General features: G+C 34.5%; 22 protein-coding genes and 1 pseudogene. 19 read left to right on the top strand and 4 right to left on the bottom strand.

The annotated features are described in order from the left end of the window. Positions 1 to 129 precede the first annotated feature (129 nt). The 3 genes from J5J03_RS07625 to J5J03_RS07615 are packed head-to-tail and all read left to right on the top strand — an operon-like array spanning position 130 to position 3,453. Positions 130 to 1,113 (top strand): BMP family ABC transporter substrate-binding protein, encoded by a 984-nt coding sequence (locus J5J03_RS07625; RefSeq protein WP_208588240.1) that lies wholly within the window; start codon positions 130 to 132, stop codon positions 1,111 to 1,113. Positions 1,114 to 1,140: 27 nt separating this feature from the next. Further along, positions 1,141 to 2,961 carry an ATP-binding protein gene (locus J5J03_RS07620; RefSeq protein ID WP_208588234.1) on the top strand — a complete coding sequence of 607 codons (1,821 nt, stop codon included), beginning with the start codon at positions 1,141 to 1,143 and terminating at the stop codon, positions 2,959 to 2,961. Positions 2,962 to 3,021: 60 nt separating this feature from the next. Further along, positions 3,022 to 3,453, top strand: coding sequence for a BrxA/BrxB family bacilliredoxin (locus J5J03_RS07615; RefSeq protein WP_208588232.1), 432 nt, complete (start codon positions 3,022 to 3,024; stop codon positions 3,451 to 3,453). 102 nt (positions 3,454 to 3,555) lie between these two features. Here the strand turns inward: J5J03_RS07615 and prli42 are convergent, their stop codons facing one another. Further along, a complete protein-coding gene (gene prli42, locus J5J03_RS07610) occupies positions 3,556 to 3,660 on the bottom strand; it encodes a stressosome-associated protein Prli42 (RefSeq protein ID WP_018931637.1) in 105 nt (34 codons plus the stop codon). Between the two features lie 91 nt (positions 3,661 to 3,751). Between prli42 and J5J03_RS07605 the strand changes: the two genes are divergently transcribed. Beyond that, positions 3,752 to 4,870: a M20/M25/M40 family metallo-hydrolase gene (locus tag J5J03_RS07605; RefSeq protein ID WP_208588231.1), complete on the top strand. Its 1,119-nt coding sequence runs from the start codon at positions 3,752 to 3,754 to the stop codon at positions 4,868 to 4,870. 10 nt (positions 4,871 to 4,880) lie between these two features. Next, positions 4,881 to 5,972: pseudogene (locus J5J03_RS07600) on the top strand (DNA polymerase IV); the annotation flags it as partial. A 112-nt stretch (positions 5,973 to 6,084) separates the two neighbouring features. On the opposite strand, the gene rnz reads toward J5J03_RS07600, so the two are convergent. After that, positions 6,085 to 7,002 carry a ribonuclease Z gene (gene rnz, locus J5J03_RS07595; RefSeq protein ID WP_208588229.1) on the bottom strand — a complete coding sequence of 306 codons (918 nt, stop codon included), beginning with the start codon at positions 7,000 to 7,002 and terminating at the stop codon, positions 6,085 to 6,087. 3 nt (positions 7,003 to 7,005) lie between these two features. After that, positions 7,006 to 7,749: a glycerophosphodiester phosphodiesterase gene (locus tag J5J03_RS07590; protein WP_208588224.1), complete on the bottom strand. Its 744-nt coding sequence runs from the start codon at positions 7,747 to 7,749 to the stop codon at positions 7,006 to 7,008. A gap of 176 nt (positions 7,750 to 7,925) precedes the next feature. Between J5J03_RS07590 and J5J03_RS07585 the strand changes: the two genes are divergently transcribed. Both J5J03_RS07585 and J5J03_RS07580 read left to right on the top strand, forming a co-directional pair. Next, positions 7,926 to 8,723 (top strand): SDR family NAD(P)-dependent oxidoreductase, encoded by a 798-nt coding sequence (locus J5J03_RS07585; protein ID WP_208588222.1) that lies wholly within the window; start codon positions 7,926 to 7,928, stop codon positions 8,721 to 8,723. 12 nt (positions 8,724 to 8,735) lie between these two features. Next, positions 8,736 to 9,056: an iron-sulfur cluster biosynthesis family protein gene (locus tag J5J03_RS07580; protein WP_208588220.1), complete on the top strand. Its 321-nt coding sequence runs from the start codon at positions 8,736 to 8,738 to the stop codon at positions 9,054 to 9,056. A gap of 476 nt (positions 9,057 to 9,532) precedes the next feature. Here J5J03_RS07580 and J5J03_RS07575 read toward each other — a convergent pair whose 3' ends face one another. Beyond that, complete coding sequence (locus J5J03_RS07575; RefSeq protein ID WP_208588218.1) at positions 9,533 to 10,447, bottom strand: aldo/keto reductase; 915 nt, start codon at positions 10,445 to 10,447, stop codon at positions 9,533 to 9,535. 247 nt (positions 10,448 to 10,694) lie between these two features. On the opposite strand from J5J03_RS07575, the gene J5J03_RS07570 reads away from it, so the two are divergent. The 12 genes from J5J03_RS07570 (at position 10,695) to J5J03_RS07515 (ending at position 19,984) form a co-directional block, all read left to right on the top strand. Beyond that, a complete protein-coding gene (locus tag J5J03_RS07570) occupies positions 10,695 to 11,240 on the top strand; it encodes an NUDIX domain-containing protein (protein WP_208588216.1) in 546 nt (181 codons plus the stop codon). A gap of 1 nt (position 11,241) precedes the next feature. Beyond that, positions 11,242 to 12,402, top strand: coding sequence for an endonuclease Q family protein (locus J5J03_RS07565; RefSeq protein WP_208588214.1), 1,161 nt, complete (start codon positions 11,242 to 11,244; stop codon positions 12,400 to 12,402). Between the two features lie 105 nt (positions 12,403 to 12,507). Beyond that, entirely contained in the window at positions 12,508 to 13,152 is a 645-nt protein-coding gene (gene spoIIM, locus J5J03_RS07560; RefSeq protein WP_208588212.1) for a stage II sporulation protein M, read from the top strand. A gap of 106 nt (positions 13,153 to 13,258) precedes the next feature. Then, positions 13,259 to 13,738 (top strand): ferric iron uptake transcriptional regulator, encoded by a 480-nt coding sequence (gene fur / locus J5J03_RS07555; protein ID WP_208588194.1) that lies wholly within the window; start codon positions 13,259 to 13,261, stop codon positions 13,736 to 13,738. 63 nt (positions 13,739 to 13,801) lie between these two features. Beyond that, positions 13,802 to 14,020: a DUF4227 family protein gene (locus J5J03_RS07550; protein ID WP_208588192.1), complete on the top strand. Its 219-nt coding sequence runs from the start codon at positions 13,802 to 13,804 to the stop codon at positions 14,018 to 14,020. A gap of 12 nt (positions 14,021 to 14,032) precedes the next feature. Next, a complete protein-coding gene (gene xerD, locus J5J03_RS07545) occupies positions 14,033 to 14,920 on the top strand; it encodes a site-specific tyrosine recombinase XerD (RefSeq protein WP_208588449.1) in 888 nt (295 codons plus the stop codon). 447 nt (positions 14,921 to 15,367) lie between these two features. Next, entirely contained in the window at positions 15,368 to 16,561 is a 1,194-nt protein-coding gene (locus J5J03_RS07540; protein WP_269435802.1) for a D-alanyl-D-alanine carboxypeptidase family protein, read from the top strand. A 126-nt stretch (positions 16,562 to 16,687) separates the two neighbouring features. Next, positions 16,688 to 17,041: an anti-sigma F factor antagonist gene (gene spoIIAA / locus J5J03_RS07535; RefSeq protein WP_208588190.1), complete on the top strand. Its 354-nt coding sequence runs from the start codon at positions 16,688 to 16,690 to the stop codon at positions 17,039 to 17,041. Beyond that, positions 17,038 to 17,478 carry an anti-sigma F factor gene (gene spoIIAB / locus J5J03_RS07530; RefSeq protein WP_208588188.1) on the top strand — a complete coding sequence of 147 codons (441 nt, stop codon included), beginning with the start codon at positions 17,038 to 17,040 and terminating at the stop codon, positions 17,476 to 17,478. Before spoIIAA ends, spoIIAB begins: the two co-directional genes overlap by 4 nt. A gap of 9 nt (positions 17,479 to 17,487) precedes the next feature. Beyond that, positions 17,488 to 18,234 (top strand): RNA polymerase sporulation sigma factor SigF, encoded by a 747-nt coding sequence (gene sigF / locus J5J03_RS07525; protein WP_208588180.1) that lies wholly within the window; start codon positions 17,488 to 17,490, stop codon positions 18,232 to 18,234. Between the two features lie 708 nt (positions 18,235 to 18,942). Continuing rightward, positions 18,943 to 19,560 carry a stage V sporulation protein AA gene (locus J5J03_RS07520; RefSeq protein ID WP_208588177.1) on the top strand — a complete coding sequence of 206 codons (618 nt, stop codon included), beginning with the start codon at positions 18,943 to 18,945 and terminating at the stop codon, positions 19,558 to 19,560. Beyond that, positions 19,550 to 19,984 (top strand): stage V sporulation protein AB, encoded by a 435-nt coding sequence (locus tag J5J03_RS07515; protein WP_208588174.1) that lies wholly within the window; start codon positions 19,550 to 19,552, stop codon positions 19,982 to 19,984. Before J5J03_RS07520 ends, J5J03_RS07515 begins: the two co-directional genes overlap by 11 nt. Positions 19,985 to 19,990 lie beyond the last annotated feature (6 nt).

Genomic DNA, 19,990 nt, shown 5'->3' with positions numbered 1-19,990 from the left:
CTACTTTGTCGATATGACTATTATTTTTCTGAGTAATATGTCGAAAATGAATGAAAATTGTAAAAGTGTGTTCAAAACTTGTCTTTTTATGTATAATAGACTTGTTACTATGAATAAGGATGAGGGCATATGGAAGCAAAAAAACAAGTAAAATACATATTAGCAATTACATTGATTGTGGTATCGATCTTTGTTATTTTTTTAGTGTTTAAATCTAATCAGATAATGAATAATATGAATGCTTCTGAAACAGCTCCTACTAAAGTATTAATCTTAACGACTGACCGATTAAATGATCAAAGCTGGGGAAGCTTAGCTTATAAAGGAAAAATCCTTATTGAAGAAGAGTATAATGTAACTGCTGAAGTTCTAGGAGAAGTCAATGCAGAAAGAGATACATCTTCCCTTGTCGAACAGTATGTTAAAGAAGGTTACGAATTAATTATCGGACATGGTAGAGAATTTTCTGAACCATTTTACCGAATTATAAATCAGTATAAAAATGTTCAATTTGTGACATTGCATGGTGATAATATTGCGAAAAACCTTGCTGTTTATACTTTTAATCAAAATGAAATAGAAGTAATTGCAGGTATGGCCGCTGGATTAAAAACAAAGTCGAATAAAATTGGACTAATAGATGCTGTTGATAATAGCCATAAGGATTGGGGATTTCCGAAAGGAATTGGATTAATTGATGATTCAGTAGAATTGTTTTATAAAGTAGTCCCTGAAAGAACAAGTAAATCAGCCGCAAAATTAGTTGCCGCTGAATTAATAGATCAAGGTGTAGATGTCATCTATACGAAAGGGAACAGCTATAATCAAGAAGTTATTAATTATGCAAAAGAGCAAGGTGTATACACGATAGGTTATTTAGAAGATCAATCTTATATGGCTGAAAATAAGGTTCTTACTAGTGTTTTAAATAACGTCCCAATGGCTTATAATGCTATATTGGAAGATTTTCTAAGTGAAGAAGGAATTAAGTTTGAAAAGAAATACTTGGATGATAGTGATGGAGTTTATGGTATAGCGCCATTTGGTCCTATGTTTTCAGAAGATGAAATTGAATTAATCGAAGAAGCAACCAATTATAAAATTCCCCAATAATTTAGCTGATGTTAGGAGAAATGCCAAATGATTTCCTTTTTTCAAAAATTTTCATTACGCAATAAATTACTGTGTATTCTCCTTACTGTGATGGTTATTTTTAGTGGTTTTTCGCTTCTATTAATTCAATCGATTGAAGAAGTAAGTGATGTAACGAATACTATCAAGGATGAAAATCTACCTGAAATCGTTTGGTTAAATCAATGGGAACAGGAACTAGCAATTAAAAAACAAATTGTTCTCAGTTACTCTCATACAGATTTTGAACATGATTTTCAGCAGGAATTTGAAGAGAATGAAGTTGCCACAAGTAGTCTGGAATTAGCAGAAGAAATTCCAATACCAGATAGCATTGAAAGTATACATAAGCAACTCATGCTATTAGATTTTACTGTTACCAATAAAGTATTTGGCTTACTTGAATATGGGGAAGTAGAGGCAGCTAGAAATGTGATTGAATCAGAATACTTACCTGTTCTAGAATCACTTAAGGAAACAATCATTACACAGAGAGATGAAGAGTACAGTTCTTTACAACAAAATACAAATACATATCCCGAAATTATTGAAAAGTCCTTATACTTTTTACTTATCATTACTATTGTTGGCATTTTAATTTCCTTATATTTTTCATTTAAAATGAGCAAGAGTATTACAAAGCCTATAGAATCTATGGTAACGAAGGTAAACAAAATTGCAAATGGTAATTATGGAGAAACTGTTTCTAGTACTACTCAGTTAGAATTTCAAAGTCTAGCAAAGTCAATCAACCAAATGTCCGCCAGTTTGCAACAGTCGTTCCACCAAATTATTTCTGATAAAATGAAGCATGAACAAATTTTAAACTCGTTGCCTGTAGGTATTATTACGTATGACAATAATGCCGATGAATATTTAGCAAATTCATATGTTCGTGATTTATTTGATTTGAGCAATGAAATCATTACAGATCAGGATATTATCGAAAAGCAAAATAAATATCCTATTCTAAAAATGCTTATTTCTAATGAGTGTTTCCAAAATAAAAAGCTTCATATTACTATTCGTAATAAAGAATATGTATTACTAGTTTCACAAAGTAAGCTAAAAGGTCGTCATCAAATGACAACAGGAAAAATCCTTTTCTTTATTGATGTTACTGAATCAACGAAACTGGAAAACCGTATCATTCAGTCAGAAAAACTTGCTTTAGTTGGGGAGATGGCTGCTAGCTCAGCTCACGAGATAAGAAACCCGTTAACAGTTATTCATGGTTTCTTAACGCTTATGAAAGAATCGATGTCGAAAGAGGAAATGGAAAAATTCAACTTCCATCTAATGATGAAAGAAATTGACCGACTTTATTCTATTGTGGAACAAATGTTATTAATGTCAAATCATAAAAAGCCAGAAAAAGATATGTTATTATTGAAAAACATACTAGAAGAATTGCTACCGCTTATGTATAGTTCATTAGAAGCCAAAAATATTAATATTGTTACAGACATTACAGATGAATTCATACTCGCGGATCAAAAGCAGTTCAAGCAGGTGTTCCTAAACCTTCTCAGAAATAGTATGGATGCAATCGGGGACAGCGGTACAATAAAAATAGAGAGTAAAGTGGAGAATAACAAATACCATATTTATGTAAGTGATACAGGATCAGGTATTCCAGATTCTGTTAAAGATGTCTTGTTTGAACCTTTCTCTACATCTAAATCTAACGGAACCGGATTAGGATTAAATGTTGTTTGTAGAATTATTAAAAATCATCAAGGCGATATTTCTGTTGTTTCCAGTGATTCTTCAGGAACGACATTTAAAATAACACTGCCTATTATTAAGACTAAAAGTTCAGTTAATTGAAAAAGTTGATGTCAATTGTTACTATTTAAGAAAGTACTTTATTTAGAGAGGGCGAGCAAAATGGAATTTAACTTATTTATGGGAGATATAGTGGAATCAGCAAGAAACGAAATCACACAAGCAGGATTTGAAGAACTTAGAACACCTGAAGATGTGAAAGTAGCTTTATCTAAAAGTGGTACCACATTAGTAATGGTAAATTCCACATGCGGATGCGCAGGTGGTGTTGCAAGACCTGCAGCAGCTAGTGCTATTCATTATGATAAAAGACCAGAACAGCTAGTGACAGTTTTTGCTGGACAGGATCGAGAAGCAACAGAAGTAGCACGTCAATATTTTGAAGGTTATGAGCCATCCTCACCATCATTTGCTTTATTAAAAGATGGGCAAATTTTGAAAATGGTGGAAAGACATGAAATAGAAGGGCATAGTCCAGTAGAAGTAGTGAATAAACTGCAAGGATTGTTTGATCAGTATTGTGAGGAAGTGTAATCTCGAGATTACATAACTTAGCCTGAGAAGTTTTAAACCCGTTTCAATCACGAATGAAACGGGTTTAAATTTGTCATTCAGCAGAAAGATAATCAATCAAAATTAGTTAACAAACATTGCTAAACCTGCTGTTAAAGTTGATAATACCATTGCTACAATCATAATATATATAACCAGTTTCATTCGTTTTTCACGTTTAGATGCCATATTAAATCCTCCTTTATGAGCAATACTAAACTATATTTTACAACTAATTAAAAGAATGGACAAGTACATATCAAGAAAAGGGGTATAAACTTTGATCAATCAAGAACGTATTGTTAACCAATTTTTCGAGTTAGTAAAAATTGATTCCGAAACGGGAAAAGAAAGAAAAATAGCTGATTATTTAATCAATCATTTTCAGCAATTAGCGTTAGAAGTAAAAGAAGATCAAACTAATCAAATAACAGGACATGAAGCAGGTAATATCATAGCGCGACTAGAAGGAACAAATAAAAACATGCCGGCTATTTATTTTACCGCACATATGGATACTGTTGCTCCTGGCGAAGGGGTTCAGCCAGAAATACGTGATAATATCGTCTATTCAGATGGAACAACTATTTTAGGTGCGGATGATAAAGCTGGAATATCAGCTATTTTAGAGCTTATTTATATCATGAAGGAAAATCCGATAGAACATGGTGATATTTATTTTGTGATTATGAGTGGGGAAGAATCTGGACTTGTAGGATCCCGACAATTTGACGTTAAACAATTACCGGTGGAGTACGGTTATGCACTGGATAGTGATGGGGAGGTTGGAACTATTATTACTGCTGCACCAGCACAAGCAAAACTATATGCCACTATACAAGGAAAAGCTGCACATGCTGGGGTGAATCCAGAAAAAGGAATTTCTGCGATAAGTATGACTGCTAAAGCAATTACGAAGATGCCATTAGGTCGAATTGATGAAGAAACTACTGCAAACATTGGCAGTTTTGAAGGGAAAGGGCCAACGAACGTAGTCTGTGAACAAGTGTTATTAGTTGCAGAAGCAAGGTCTTTATCAAAGGATAAATTAGATAGACAAGTGAATGTAATGTGTGATGCGCTGGAAGAAACTGTTTCACAAATGGGTGGAACTGTTGATATTGCGGTTAAACCCATGTATCCTAATTATCGATTCACAGAAAAGGATCAAGTCGTACAAGTAGCTAAAGATGCTGTAAAAGCAGTGGGCAAGACCCCTTCATTAAAGGTAAGTGGTGGTGGCAGTGATGCAAATCACCTATCCGGAAAGGGAATTCCAACAGTTAACTTAGCTGTAGGCTACGAAAATATTCATTCGAAAGATGAAAGGATTAATATTTCAGATTTAACAGAGGTACCTGTTTTATTATATGAAATCGTTAAAAAATCAGCTGAATGAGCGTGATGATATGAAATCATGGTATCCGAAAAACGGCCGTGTGATATTACATGTTGATATGAATAGCTTTTATGCATCGGTAGAAATAGCAGATAATCCACAGTTAAAAGGTAAGCCGCTTGCTATTGCCGGTAATCCTGATGAACGTAAAGGAATTGTGGTTACAAGTAGTTATGAAGCACGAAGTAAAGGTGTAAAAACAACGATGTCTCTTTGGGAAGCGAAGAAACATTGTCCTCAATTGATTGTAAAAAGACCAAATTTTGATCGTTATCGAGAAGTTTCCAATCAAATTTTTCGTATCTTGGAAGATTATACACCATATGTGGAGCCTGTTTCGATTGATGAAGCATTTCTGGATATTACAGACAGCTATGATCTAGGTAATCCGCTCGATATTGCTGATGCTATTCAACAACATGTCGCAAATGATTTACACTTACCTTGTAGTATCGGGATAGCACCTAATAAATTTCTGGCGAAAATGGCTTCAGATATGAAAAAACCAAACGGTATTACGATATTAAGAAAAAGGGATGTCTCCTCTAAGCTATGGCCGTTGCCAATTGAAGAAATGTATGGGATTGGAAATAAAACAGCCGAAAAATTAAAGAAATACCAGATCGAAACAATTGAAGATTTAGTGGAAACAGATACACTGCTGTTAAAAGGATTATTAGGAGTGAATGGGGAGAGGTTAAAAACGAGGGCGTTGGGAGAAGACCCACGTCCAGTTGATCCAGAAAGAGCGAGCAGTTTTAAAAGTATCGGAAGCTCTCAGACTTTCCCAGTTGATGTTTCTGATTATGAGCAACTACTTGGACAATTACGAGTTCTTTCGGAAAGTGTTGAAAAGCGTCTGCATCGAAAGTCAGCAGTAGGTGATACCATCCAGTTAACCATCCGCTACAGTGATAGAATGACAATCACAAGGAGAATGAAATTGAATCAGTACGTTGAAAAGTCTTCTGATATATTATTTTACAGTGAGCAGTTATTAGAAGAACATTGGAATGCTGATCCAGTTAGATTACTAGGTATCACTGTACAAAACGCCGTAAAGAAAGAGGATATTACTTACCAGTTAGACCTGTTTCAATATTTAGGTGAGCTAAATTAAGATCCTATTACTGCTAATTGAGTGGCCAGGTGAGCTAGCAAACTGAAGTTTCGCTAATGATCAGTGGAGGGAAAAACCCGCACTGATCATAGTCTCACTTTATAGAAGTTGAATAAAAATCATGTGCGATAACAGTTTGTTCAAAATATTGCTTAGCCTCTAATAGTAATTGATCCACCTCATCCAGTTGAAACCTCGATGATATATGTGTAAGGATTAATTCCTTAACATTTGCTTTTTGTGCGGTTTTTGCAGCTTGTGCTGTTGTGGAGTGAAAGTAATTATATGCCAGTTGTTCCTGTTCCTGATTAAAAGTAGCTTCATGAATCAATAGATCCACATTTTGAACAAAAGTAGCATATTCTTCTTTAGTCCTGGTATCACCTAGAATGGCAACACTTCTTCCTTTCTTAGGTTCTCCAATATAGTCTTTGGATTGAACTGTTTTACCATTGGACAGTTTAACTGTTTCATGCGTTTTGAATTGCCGATAGATGGGGCCAGGTGTAATACCTGCTTCTTTTAATTTATCTACTAATAATGGACCTTGACTGTCTTTTTCATCAATGCGGAATCCAAAGCTGTCAATTGCATGGTCTAATTTTTTTACAGAGACAGCAAATTGATCATCCTCAAAAATAAGCCCCTCTTTCAGTTCCTCAATAATTATGGGATAGGATAGTTTTGATTGACTAACTGTTAATGCAGTTTCTATAAACTGTTTAATTCCTGAAGGACCGTAAATGGTTACTGGTTCCTCTCCACCTTGAAAAGATCGACTGCTTAACAAACCAGGTAACCCGAAGATATGATCTCCATGTAAATGGGTAATGAATATTTTTTCTATCTTCCTTGGCTTGATTGTGGTATGTAAAATTTGGTGTTGAGTTCCCTCACCGCAATCAAACATCCAAAGAGCATTACGCTCTTGTAACAAGTCTAGTACGATCGATGTAACATTACGATCTTTACTAGGTAATCCAGCCCCTGTGCCTAAAAAATGTATGTGCATCGATTAATTCCTTTCTGCAAGCCTTCTTTTTTTGATGTCAATCGCTAATTTTGGTATATCTGTAAAAAGTGCATGGCATCCTAAACGGATCGCTTTGTTAATAGCAATAGATGAATTTACTGTATATACTGCGACATATAATTGGTTATCATTTGCCAGCGTAACTAACCTGTTGGATAGCAGGCGATAACTGATATGGATACCTTTTGCTTTAATTTTTTTACTGTATGGCACCAATGCTTTATTTCGTCTACCAGTTAATAAAGCATAATCAATATCTATTCCTCTATCATGAATTTTTGTAATACAATCGTGGTTAAAACTCGAGATGACGGTTTGTTTTGTCATTTGATATTCCACTAGTTTCTGGCAGATTATGTCTTCTAATCCTTGGTAAGGAATAATGTTATTTTTAAGTTCTATATTCAATTTTAATTGTTTATCCTGGTTCCATGCAAGCAGATCATCTAAGGTTGGTATTTTTGTATTTTTATAATGGGAAGATTTCCAACTTCCTGCATCTAATTGTTCCAGTTCGTCATATGTAAAATCTTTCACAAAGCCGATCCCATTTGTTGTCCTGTTTAACTGTTCATCATGAATTAAAACAGGAATGTTGTCTTTTGTTAATTGTACATCTGTTTCAATACCATCTGCCCCGTGTTTATAAGCGAGTTCAAAAGCAGGCATTGTATTTTCGGGTGCATGCTTGCTTGCGCCGCGATGTGCATAAATAATGGTAGACATCATTTCACCTCTAAGAAAAAGTTTAACTTCTTCATGATTGTCTTTAATTTATCAGAAAAAGTCAATGATCTAACTGATAAATTCGATATTTCTAACAAAAAATTTACATTCATCACCAAATCAATTGATTCTGTCTGTATTATGGAATATGTTATGATAAGAGTGGAGTTGATAGAATGAATCAATTAAATAAGTTAAAAGAAAAACATGTATTAATTACTGGTGCTTCCAGTGGTATTGGTGAAGCGTTAGCTTTTGCTTTAGCGGAACAAAAAGCTATTCCTGTCTTAGTTGCTAGAACAGAAAATAAATTAATCGAAATTGCAAGCAGAATAGACAAAATGTATGGAATCAAGCCGATTACTTATCCAGTTGATATTACAGATCGTAAAGAATGGCAGAAGGGAATGGATCAAATTCTCAAGGAATGTGGGAAAATAGATATCCTTATCAATAACGCAGGAGTAGGTTATTTTGAGGCATTTGATCAATTAAATTGGGAACAGATTGATAACATGATCCGGCTCAATTTGGATTCTCTGTTTTTTACTACTTACTATACGCTTCCAACACTTATGAATCAACCTGTTGCACATATAGTAAACATCGGTTCTCAAGCAGGGAAAATAGCTACACCTAAATCCGCTGTATATAGTGCTACGAAAGCGAGTGTTATCAGTTTCTCTAATGCTTTACGTATGGAACTGGAAGGAAAGATACCTGTTACATCGGTGAATATTGGACCGGTAAAAACTCCTTTTTTTGAAATTGCAGATCCAAAAGGTGATTATCAAAAAAGTGTCACAAAATATATGTTAGATCCAAAAGATGTAGCGAACCACATAATCAAATCCCTTTTTAAGAATAAAAGGGAAATAAATTTACCATTTTGGATGCATGCGGGAAGTAAGCTATATCAAAACTTTCCACGAATAATGGAAACCATATTGAAACCTGCTTTTAAGAAGAAGTAATGGAGGGATATTATGCAATTGATGATTACAGAAAATGCGTTAGCTAAAATAAATACATTAGCGAATTCGAAAAGCACTATCTTAGCTTTAACATATGATACAGAGGGATGTGGGTGTGGCGTTAACGGTATGCCTACTATTTCACTCATTGCCAGGCGAGAAGCGAATCACATAGAGGTGGAATGTGATCAATTTGATGTGGTTGTTCATAACCAAGAAGCTACATTTTTTAGTGAAAAAATGAAATTAGATTATAATGGTGCAACGTTCAGGTTAACAAGTCCGAATGAAATGTTAAATCCGTTTATTCATATTCATTCAGTAATAGCTTAAAAATAAAAGAGGAGTATAAAATCTCTGTCATTATCGTGTGTTGGTAGAAAAAAGTACTTGGTGAAACATAAGGCATATTGGTTTTATATCCATTTATTAATGATTTCCTATGCCATATCTTTGCACTTCCTTACGGTTAACAACCCAAGTTGCTTGGTCCGAGAAATGTTGTAGAATATAATTCAACGTAGGCAGCCGGAGTGATGGTCAAACAGGCGATATATTTCATAATGGCTACTAGAGGAATGGTAGATCTACATAGCATTTAGTGATCAGGACTAGGCTGATTGCTCAGTTTTTCTTATAGGGAAAGAAAGCATAAAATTCAGGTATTTGTCTACGCAAGTACCAAGAAACTAACCGACTTCACGAATTGTCCTAAGATAAGTAATCATCGGTTCGCTTTTCTCAGTGATTCCTATATCTCAGTTAATTCTGAAGTCGCTACGTTTCTAAACAGGCGATCTGCGCTTTTCTTATCTGTGTTGTTGATAGGTATTTGCTTTGGTTATTTCTTTAACTTTTGCAAATTGTTCAGGTTCAAAATCTTGATTTAATGCATCGACATTCGCTCTTAATTGTGCAATAGAGCTCGCGCCAGCTACGACAGCAGCAACAGCTTGTTCTTGTAATACGTATTGCAATGCCAAGCCATTCAATGTCTGGTTATCTTCCAGCACCCTTTGTAACTGCTCAACCGTATTTTTTAAGGTATTTGCATCATAATCTAAATATCCTTTCTTTCCTTTTTTTGAAACGACTTCTTGCCCTTTAGCACTTAACATTCCTTTAGCTAATGATCCTCTTGTTACTACACTGATTTGGTGATTAGCTAACTGTGTCATTACTTCTTCTTCTGGACGACGATCAAGCATGCTATATTGCATCATCACACTACTGATATTAGATTTTGCTATATATTCTCGAATTACATTTGGTCTAATCGAAGAAATACCGTAATAGCGTACGACGCCTTCCTTCACTAGTTCCTCAAAAGCTTCAATCGTTTCATCTATTGGATCTTCAATCGTACCGCCATGTAACTGATATAAATCAATGTAATCAGTTTGTAGTCTTCTTAAGCTTTCTTTTACTTGTTCTTTAATATAAGCTTTTCTAGGATCCCAAAACCAACTGCCATCGTCTTTTAAATGATTACCTACTTTTGTAGCTAATATAATTTGATCTCGTTTATTTTTTATCGATTGACCTACGATTTCTTCATTTACGCCTTGATCATATAAATCAGCTGTATCTAAATAATTAATACCAAGTTCCAATGCTTCATCAATAATTTCACTTGCTTTGGTTGGGTCGGTCCCAAGAGACATACAACCAAGTGTAAGTTGAGAAACTTCAAGTTCAGACATTCCGAGTTTCGTTTTTTTCATATCGCTCATCCTTTCTTCTTCATCCATATAGAGTGAGACTATTATAAGTTGGAGGTTTGTCCCCACTGATCATAAGGGAAACTTATCAGGTGTTTAGCGTCTGTTATCCCTATAAAGATATCCTGGTGTACCTTTGAAATTTGAACAGAGTCATACAGATGTTTAGCACCATGATAAATTCATTGTACAAATCCTAAGAAAGAAATACAATGAAAGAGATAGTTTGAAGAGAAAGGATGATATTTTCATGACTAGTTTGGAAGAGAAGACCACACATACCACACCTATTTTTGAAGGGAAGGTGATTAATGTGCAAGTAGATGACGTCACCTTACCAAATGGGAAAACATCAACAAGGGAAATCGTTAAACATCCAGGCGCTGTAGCGATAATTCCTGTAACGGAGAATAATAAAATTATTTTTGTCAAACAATATCGTAAGCCATTAGAAAAAACATTAGTAGAAATTCCAGCAGGAAAGCTAGAACAAGCTGAGGAACCTGAAGTAACGGCATTAAGAGAATTAGAAGAAGAAACCGGTTATACGACAGATCAATTAACATATGTGACTTCCTTTTACACTTCTCCAGGATTTGCGGATGAAATAATGTACTTATATAAAACAAGTTCACTGAGAAAAGTAGAGCAGCCAAAAGCAATGGACGAAGATGAATTTGTAGAATTAATCGAACTATCATTGGAAGAGGCAGAAAGGTTAGTTGCAGAACAAAAAATACATGATGCAAAAACAGCTTATGCGATTCTTTATCTACAACACAAGGGTTTGAAGTGAAATGCTAAAAGAATTTTTTACCGATTTACATATTCATATTGGACGTAATGCAAAAGGGAAACCAGTGAAGATTACTGCTTCTCAGCATTTAACATTGATGAATATAATGCAAGAGGCTAGTGAACGGAAAGGGATAGATATTGTCGGCATTATAGACTGTCATGCTCCTACAGTTTTAAACGAGGTTGAATTAGCTGTCAAACAGGAGAAGGCAGCTGAACTTGGAGATGGTGGTATTCAATTTGGAGACACAACTTTAATTTTAGGTAGCGAAGTAGAAGTATATGATAAAAATTGTAAAGGTCCGATACATGTGTTATGTTTCTTTCCATTTATTCAAAATATGAGGGAATTTTCCCTTTGGTTGTCCTCACATATGAAAAATATTGAACTAAGTTCACAGCGCTATTACGGTGATGCTGTAACTTTACAAACAAAAACACATGAACTTGGAGGGTTATTCATTCCTGCCCATGTTTTTACACCATTTAAGAGTCTGTTCGGTAAAGGAGTATCCTATTCTCTAACAGAAGTATTAGATCCAGATCAAGTGGACGCTGTTGAACTTGGGTTAAGTTCTGATACCAAGATGGCTGATCAAATTAAAGAATTACATCGGTACACGTATTTAACGAATTCCGATGCCCATTCGTTGCCGAAAATTGCAAGAGAATATCAACAGTTACTTTTAGCTGAACCAAGTTTTAAAGAATTAAAAATGGCATTAAATAATGAAGTCGGGCGGTGCGTAACACAAAATTTTGGGATGAATCCAAAACTAGGAAAATATTATGCAACAGTATGTGCCAATTGTCTTGCCACATTTAAAGGAGGCAGATGCTCCAAGTGTGGTTCTAGTAAATATGTTAAAGGTGTTTCAGATCGAATACGGGAATTATCCTCCGATCAAGTTACTGATAGTACGCGGCCAGATTATGTATATCAAGTACCACTTGAATATTTGCCTAAACTGGGCCCAAAAACTATGGAAAAGTTATTAGATCATTTTGGTAACGAAATGAATATCATTCACTATGTATCAAAGGCTGATTTAGTAAAAGTAGTTGGAGAAAAATTAGCTAATATGATTATAAAATTACGTGAAGGGAAGTTAATGGTGGCTGAAGGTGGCGGAGGAAGATATGGAAAAGTTAAAAGTTAACCATAATACTATTATGTAAAATGAAAATAAACTCTAGTTGAGTTCTATTTCTATTATTCCATTCATAGATTGGAAACGAGAACTTAATTAGAGGATGTGAATGAATTGATACTACCAAAAAGTAGAAAGCCAATCTCCAATCACCTTGTAAAATACCATACCATCTATATATTTACGATCATTCTTTTTATAACCGGGATCATATTTGGCGCAATTATCGTCAATAGCATGAATTTTGTTCAAAAAGAAGATTTATTTTTTTATTTAGAACGGTTCTTTCTTGGTTATTTACAAGATGAAGATATATCTAAACAAGCATTATTTCAAAATGCAATATTTTATCATATTCAATTTCTATGCTTGCTTTTTTTCCTAGGATTAGCGGTTATTGGATTGCCTATCATTTGGGTATTATTATTTGTAAAAGGAGTAGCGATCGGATTTACTGTAGGCTTTTTTGTTAATCAGTTAGGTATCCAAGGATTGCTGTTCTCATTCTCTGCAATAGCACCACAAAATCTGATTATCATTCCAATCTATATTATGGCTAGCAGCTTTGCTATGATATTCTCATTAACGTTGTTGCAGAGTATGTTTTCCAGACGTTATAAACAACCGATCTTACAAATTTTTTATCGATATACTGCTGTTTTTATCTGTTTAATGGTTGTCGTTAGCATTGCAGCTTTATTGGAATCCGTTGTTTCCTTTGAAACGATGAGATTAATATCCGATCGATTTATTAATTGATAATAATTATTAAAAAATAAATGTTTATTAGTGTTTTTTATAATTATTTTAATTGACACCTTACATAGGACTATTTATAATGAACATATGTAAGGAGGTCCTCATTATGGAACACCGATTAGACCGTATTAAGAAGGAATTGCACGCTCAAAGTTATAAATTAACTCCACAGCGTGAAGCAACTGTTCGAGTATTATTGGAAAGAGAAGAAGATCATCTTAGTGCAGAAGATGTTTATTTATTAGTAAAAGATAAATCACCGGAAATAGGTTTAGCAACTGTATATAGAACACTAGAATTATTAACGGAACTAGAAATTGTCGATAAAATTAACTTTGGTGATGGGGTTTCTCGCTACGATCTTCGCAAAGAAGGGGCAAAGCATTTCCATCATCATTTAGTTTGTACCGAATGTGGTTCAGTTGAAGAAATAATGGATGACTTGCTAGAAGATGTGGAACAAATTGTTCAAACAGATTGGGGATTTATTGTCAAAGATCACCGATTAACATTCCACGGAATATGCCAAAAATGTCAGGATCGAATTTGTCGAAATTGTGAAGCAAAAAAATTATCTGCTAAATAGGTATATTTTTATATAATATCGGTATAAATTCTAATAGAGTCTATTCTATTAGGAGAATGCCATATGTCATCCATTGTAAAAGTTTTTTTTGAAATGATGAAGTTTTTTATTATTTTTGTATTGTGTACCATTTTATTTTATTATGTGATCAAAGCGTTACATCAAGAATATGAAAAATTAGATCGCTATGAATATCCTCAAGGAAATGCCGTAAAAGTTTTTCACCAGGAAGAACCCGATGTTTGGGAACGTTTAAGTATCTTTTTTCGATTGGGAGAATAAATCATGGATGAAATGCAATATCCAGTAGAAGAGTTTTTTCACTTTTTAAAAATAGAAAGAGGATTATCTGATAATACGTTGCAAGCCTATAAACGAGACCTTCTCAAGTATTATCAATTTCTTAAGGAAGAAAGAGAACTAAAAGAATGGAAACAAGCTGGTCGTCATGATATTATGCAATTTTTGTATCATTTGAACGACCAGGGTAAATCATCTGCTACTATCGCAAGAATGTTGTCCACTTTAAGGTTATTTCATCAATTTCTAATAAGAGAATATCAGCTTAAAGAGGATCCGAGTTTACATATTGAAACGCCAAAAGCAAACCGTAAATTGCCAAAAGTATTATCTACCAAAGATATTGATAAATTACTGAATATACCAGCTACAGATAAATATTCGATACGTAATAAAGCGATGTTAGAAACACTTTATGCAACAGGGCTTCGTGTTTCTGAACTGATTAACTTAAAAATGAACGATTTGCATTTAACAATGGGATTTGTTCGCTGTTTCGGAAAAGGATCGAAAGAAAGAATTGTTCCTTTAGGTGATATTGCAAAAGATGCTTTAGAATTATATATTCAATCTGCTAGATCCGATTTAGTTAAGAAAAAGCAAACCGAAACAGTATTTGTCAATCATCATGGCAACTCATTGTCACGTCAAGGATTTTGGAAGATCATTAAAGAGATTGCCAGAGATGCAGGTATTAAAAAGGAGTTGTCTCCACATACATTACGCCATTCCTTTGCGACACACCTGCTAGAGAATGGTGCTGATTTAAGAGCAGTTCAAGAAATGCTTGGTCATGCGGATATCTCTACAACTCAAATCTATACCCATGTGTCTAAATCAAGATTAAAAGATATTTATAAAACACATCATCCAAGAGCTTAATTTCGTCACGATTATCATCGTGGCGATTTTTTTTGTTTACGGAGGTGTATCAATTTAGCATCTTATTTGTTCCGGTATCAAATCAATTAATCTGCAACTAAGATTTCATTTAATGAATAAAGCAATTTTCTAGGCCGTGAAGTGAAAATCTGCGGAATGACCAATTGCCCTTGATGTGACCGAATACAGTTTCTACCTCATGGTACTTAATATTGAGGTTGTAGATTTATAGCTAATGTAGATCGCCGGAGTAGAGATATTTATTTGTTTTATATTTCAAAAATCACCAAATCGAAGTAGTGCTTATCATGCTTTTAATGGTGTACTTAGGTTTTATTGATATGGATAGGGTGGGTTTTAACTGCTTTTTTAAAAATATTTCAAAGTAAAAGTTATACTTTTAGATTATTTTGGAAAAAATAGAAATGTTATAAATCGGAGGTGAAGATGTTGAAAAGAATAAGCATAACTATACTCGTTGTTATAAGTATGGTGATGATCGGTCAAGGAAGCGCATTTGCTCATCATGAAGAAAATCACGTAGCAAGCGAAGTAAGTGAAAGTGAATCATTAGATTTAGCTAAACATTCGCAATCAGCGATACTTATCGAGCGTGATACAGGAAATATATTATATGATAAAAATTCTAGTGAAGAATTACCACCAGCAAGTATGACTAAAATCATGACTATGTTACTTATTATGGAAGCAATTGAAAAGGGTGAATTATCCTTAGATGAACAAGTCAGAGTCAGTGAAAATGCTGCATCAATGGGTGGATCACAAATCTTCCTAGAAGCTGGAGAAGAAATGTCAGTAGATGACTTGCTCAAGGGTATTGCTATAGCATCAGGTAATGATGCTAGTGTGGCTATGGCCGAAAGAATTGCTGGCAGTGAGCAAGCTTTTGTGGAAATGATGAACGAAAAAGTAGAAGAATTGGGACTTAAATCTACCAATTTCCAAAATTCAACTGGCTTACCAGCAGAGAATCATTACAGTACCGCTCATGATATGGCCATTATGGCTAAAGAGCTGCTAAAGTATGAGGATATTACAAATTACACAAGTATTTATGAGGATTATTTGCGTAAAGATACTGAAGATGAGTTTTGGCTTGTTAACACAAATAAGCTGGTTCGTTTCTATGAAGGTGTAGACGGTCTGAAAACAGGATATACAAACGAAGCGAAATATTGTTTGACGGCAACTGCAGAGAAAAATGGTATGAGAACTATAGCTGTTGTTATGGGAGCAGAAAGCACAAAAGATCGCAATAGTGATGTAAGCCAATTGCTAGATTATGCTTATGCGAAATTTGAAACAAAGCCATTATACGAAAAAAATCAGGCTGTGACGTCGTTTGAATGGTTAAAAGCAAATAAACAGAACGTGGATGTAGTTACCAACGACTCCGTATCCATTCTTTATCCAAAAGGAACCAATTTAAATAAAATCGATACAAAAATAACCATTAATCAAGATATAGAGTTACCACTTGAAAAAGGAACAATGGTCGGTAAGCTGCAAGTGGTAGAGGGTGAAGACATTATCAGTGAAACAGATTTAATTGTATTAGAAGATATTAAGCATGCTAATGTACTTCAGCTGTTTAAACGAACATTTCAATCATTCTTTTAACGAAGTGGAAAGAATAGGTCGAAAATAAGCTTATTTAGACGATTTCGTTCTAGTTTTGTCAATTAGCAGGATTATGTATAAGAGATATAGAAAAAAGTATTACAGAAAAAACTGGGAGGGAAATATATGCAATTACAGACACAATTTACTGTTGTCGAAGATGTATTAATCGTCCGATTAGATGGTGAACTAGATCACCATTCTGCTGCTCGATTAAAAATAGAATGGCAAGAACGCCTGCATCAAGAAGGCATTAAGCACGTCATTTTAAACCTTGATGCCTTACATTTTATGGACAGTTCAGGTTTAGGCGTTGTATTAGGACGTTATAAGGAAGTAAAACAATTAGGTGGAGAAATGATTGTCTGTTCTGTCAATCCAGCAGTTAAAAGATTATTTAATATGTCGGGATTATTCAAGATTGTCAGGCTAGAGTCGAATGAAGGTTTTGCTCTTTCCAGTTTGGGGGTGGCGTCATGAATAATGCAATGGAATTAAAGTTTAGAAGTGTCAGTGAAAATGAAGCATTTGCCAGAGTTTCTGTTGCAGCATTTGTATCACAAATTGATCCAAATATGGATGAATTAACAGAAATTAAAACCGTTGTTTCGGAAGCAGTAACTAATGCTATTATTCATGGTTATGAAGAGGACCCAAATCAATACGTCTATATAACTTGTAGCTTAACTGATCAAACATTATCCATCCTAATCGAGGATGAAGGGATGGGAATCGATAATATCGATTTAGCTAAAGAACCGCTTTATACCTCTAAACCTGAACTTGAGCGGTCAGGAATGGGTTTTACTATTATGGAAAACTTCATGGACAAAGTCGAAATTATTTCACACCCAGGAGAAGGCACAAAGGTGAAAATGACAAAAGATTTTCAAACTAGCAAAACCATGTGTAATTAGGTGATGTCTATGAAAACACAAATGTCTAACGCATCACCTTTAGATGATAAAGATGTAAAGAGGTATATCAAGTTAAGTCAACAAGGAGATGAGGAAGCGAGATCAATATTGGTGGAGAAAAACATTCGCCTTGTCTGGTCTGTTGTCCAACGTTTTCTCAACAGAGGCTATGATCAAGATGATTTATTTCAAATCGGTTGCATTGGCTTATTAAAATCAATTGATAAATTCGACTTAGAATATGATGTAAAATTTTCCACTTATGCTGTACCAATGATTATTGGTGAAATCCAGCGGTTTATACGAGATGATGGTACTGTAAAGGTTAGTCGCTCCTTAAAAGAAATTGGAAATAAAATCAGAAGGGTAACAGATGAGTTAACAAAAGAATTGGCTCGAGCCCCGACAGTACAAGAAATTGCTGAAAAGCTAGATCTTACACCTGAAGATATCATCCACGCGCAGGAAGCGACGAAGAAACCACAATCCATACACGAAACAGTGTATGAAAATGATGGTGATCCAATTACGTTATTGGATCAGATTGCAGACGTCAATGACAATTGGTTTGATAAAATGACGATGGAACAGGTTATTAAAGATCTGGATGAAAGAGAGCGGTTGATTGTATATTTAAGATATTATAAGGATAAAACCCAAACAGAGGTTGCGAACCGACTGGGAATTTCACAAGTTCAAGTGTCCCGAATAGAAAAGAAAATATTAGAAAAAATAAAAGAAGAAATCACAAATTAGGATTATCCTCCGGGATAGTCTTTTTTTTATGGAAAATTTACATAGTATCCATAAACTGTGAAGTAAAGTGGACATAGATTTGCTCTCTTCCACTTTGCATTTTGATGATTGCTGCCATACGCTCCGGCAGAATACTTCGTTGGGAACAAGTGCAACATCTACTCAAACCAAAAATAACTTTCCTAGTGTTTTCTATGCTGTCGTGTAAACCTCACGGAAGGAAATATCCCCGGAAGGGCTCATCCTGTTACGAGGAAAAAGTCTTCCCTTCCGAGGATAAACGATTATATCCAGGGAAGGGAAGGAGCTATCCTCGGAAGGGCCGTACTGTTCCAAGGAAAAAGTCTTCCCTTCCGAGGATAAACGATTATATCCAGGGAAGGGAAGGAAATATCCCCGGAAGGGCCCAACCTGTTCCGAGGAAAAAGTCTTCTCTTCTGAGATAATCGACTATATCCAGTAAATGGAAGAGGATGACCGGAGTGGTAGTAAACATCACTATATATTTCAAAATTATCTCTTAGGTGACCGAACATCAAATTATCACGCTACTCCAAACAGAACTTTCACAACCTTGCAGTCGTTATCTACGTTTCTAAATAGAGGGTTTTGTTTTTCTATGCTGTTATGAATGAATATTTAAATTCAACTTATACTAAGAACACCATTTTCCTCACAAGCAAGTTAATAATAAAAGGATGATGTAATGTGCAGGAAGAAAAAATATATATTCGACTCAAAAAAAAGATTGCAGTGGAAAAAAAACATTTAATTATTTTACAGGACATTGCCTTTGTCACCGGAAATATTGATTATTTGAATGAATTAGAAAATTTGAAGATTTATCAAATAACAGAAAAAGATCATAATGTATCTGTTATTGATGGATTCCATTTATTAGATACTCTAGTAGAAGCTTATCCGTTCCTTAGTGTTGAATTATTAGGATCCAATCAGGTGATTGTAGAGATTAAAAAAAATGATAAAAAAGCTAGTATCTTTTTAATTTTGTTAATTTGGTTACTTCTTTGCATAGGTTCAGCAATGGCGATCATGAATTTTCATTATGATGTAAGTATGGAAGAAGTACATCAAGGATTGTATTTCTTGTTAACAGGGGAACAGCAAAATAAACCACTATGGATTCAAATCCCCTATTCAATCGGTTTAGGATTAGGAATGATCTTGTTTTTTAATCATATTTTCAAAAAACGTTTCAATGAAGAACCAAGCCCGTTAGAAGTTGAAATGTTTAACTATCAACAGGACCTTGATCAATATTTAATACATCATGAAAATATTCTAAATAAACGCAATGACTCGTGAAATAGTATATATTGTAGTGGAAATCGCAATAGGATTTGGGTCAGGGCTAATGGTAGGTGCGGGCTTTGTAGCTTTCTTAACTGTATTAGGAATTATACCGAGATTAGTTCAGCTAAGTAAATCAATCGACTGGATGAAACATTATCAAGCAAGTGTTATAGTTGGTACCTTATTAGGTACATATTTATCCTTTACAGAGTGGACGTTGAACCTTCCGGTCTACATCTTAGGTTTTTGGGGGTTACTACATGGTATTTTTATTGGAATGTTAGCTGCTGCATTAACAGAAGTGTTGAATGTTTTTCCAATTTTGATGAAAAGATTAGGAATTGATAAAGAACTACTGTGGCTATTAATGGCAATTGTGATCGGTAAAATAGCCGGGTCTTTGTTTCATTGGATCATCTTCGTAGATATTTTTTAAAGAAGG

The sequence above is a fragment of the Gracilibacillus suaedae genome (genome assembly GCF_017599345.1).
GTDB classification, from domain to species: domain Bacteria; phylum Bacillota; class Bacilli; order Bacillales; family Amphibacillaceae; genus Gracilibacillus; species Gracilibacillus suaedae.
The sequence above is the reverse complement of the archived record's forward strand: the minus strand, read 5'-3'. Positions and strand labels throughout refer to the sequence as shown.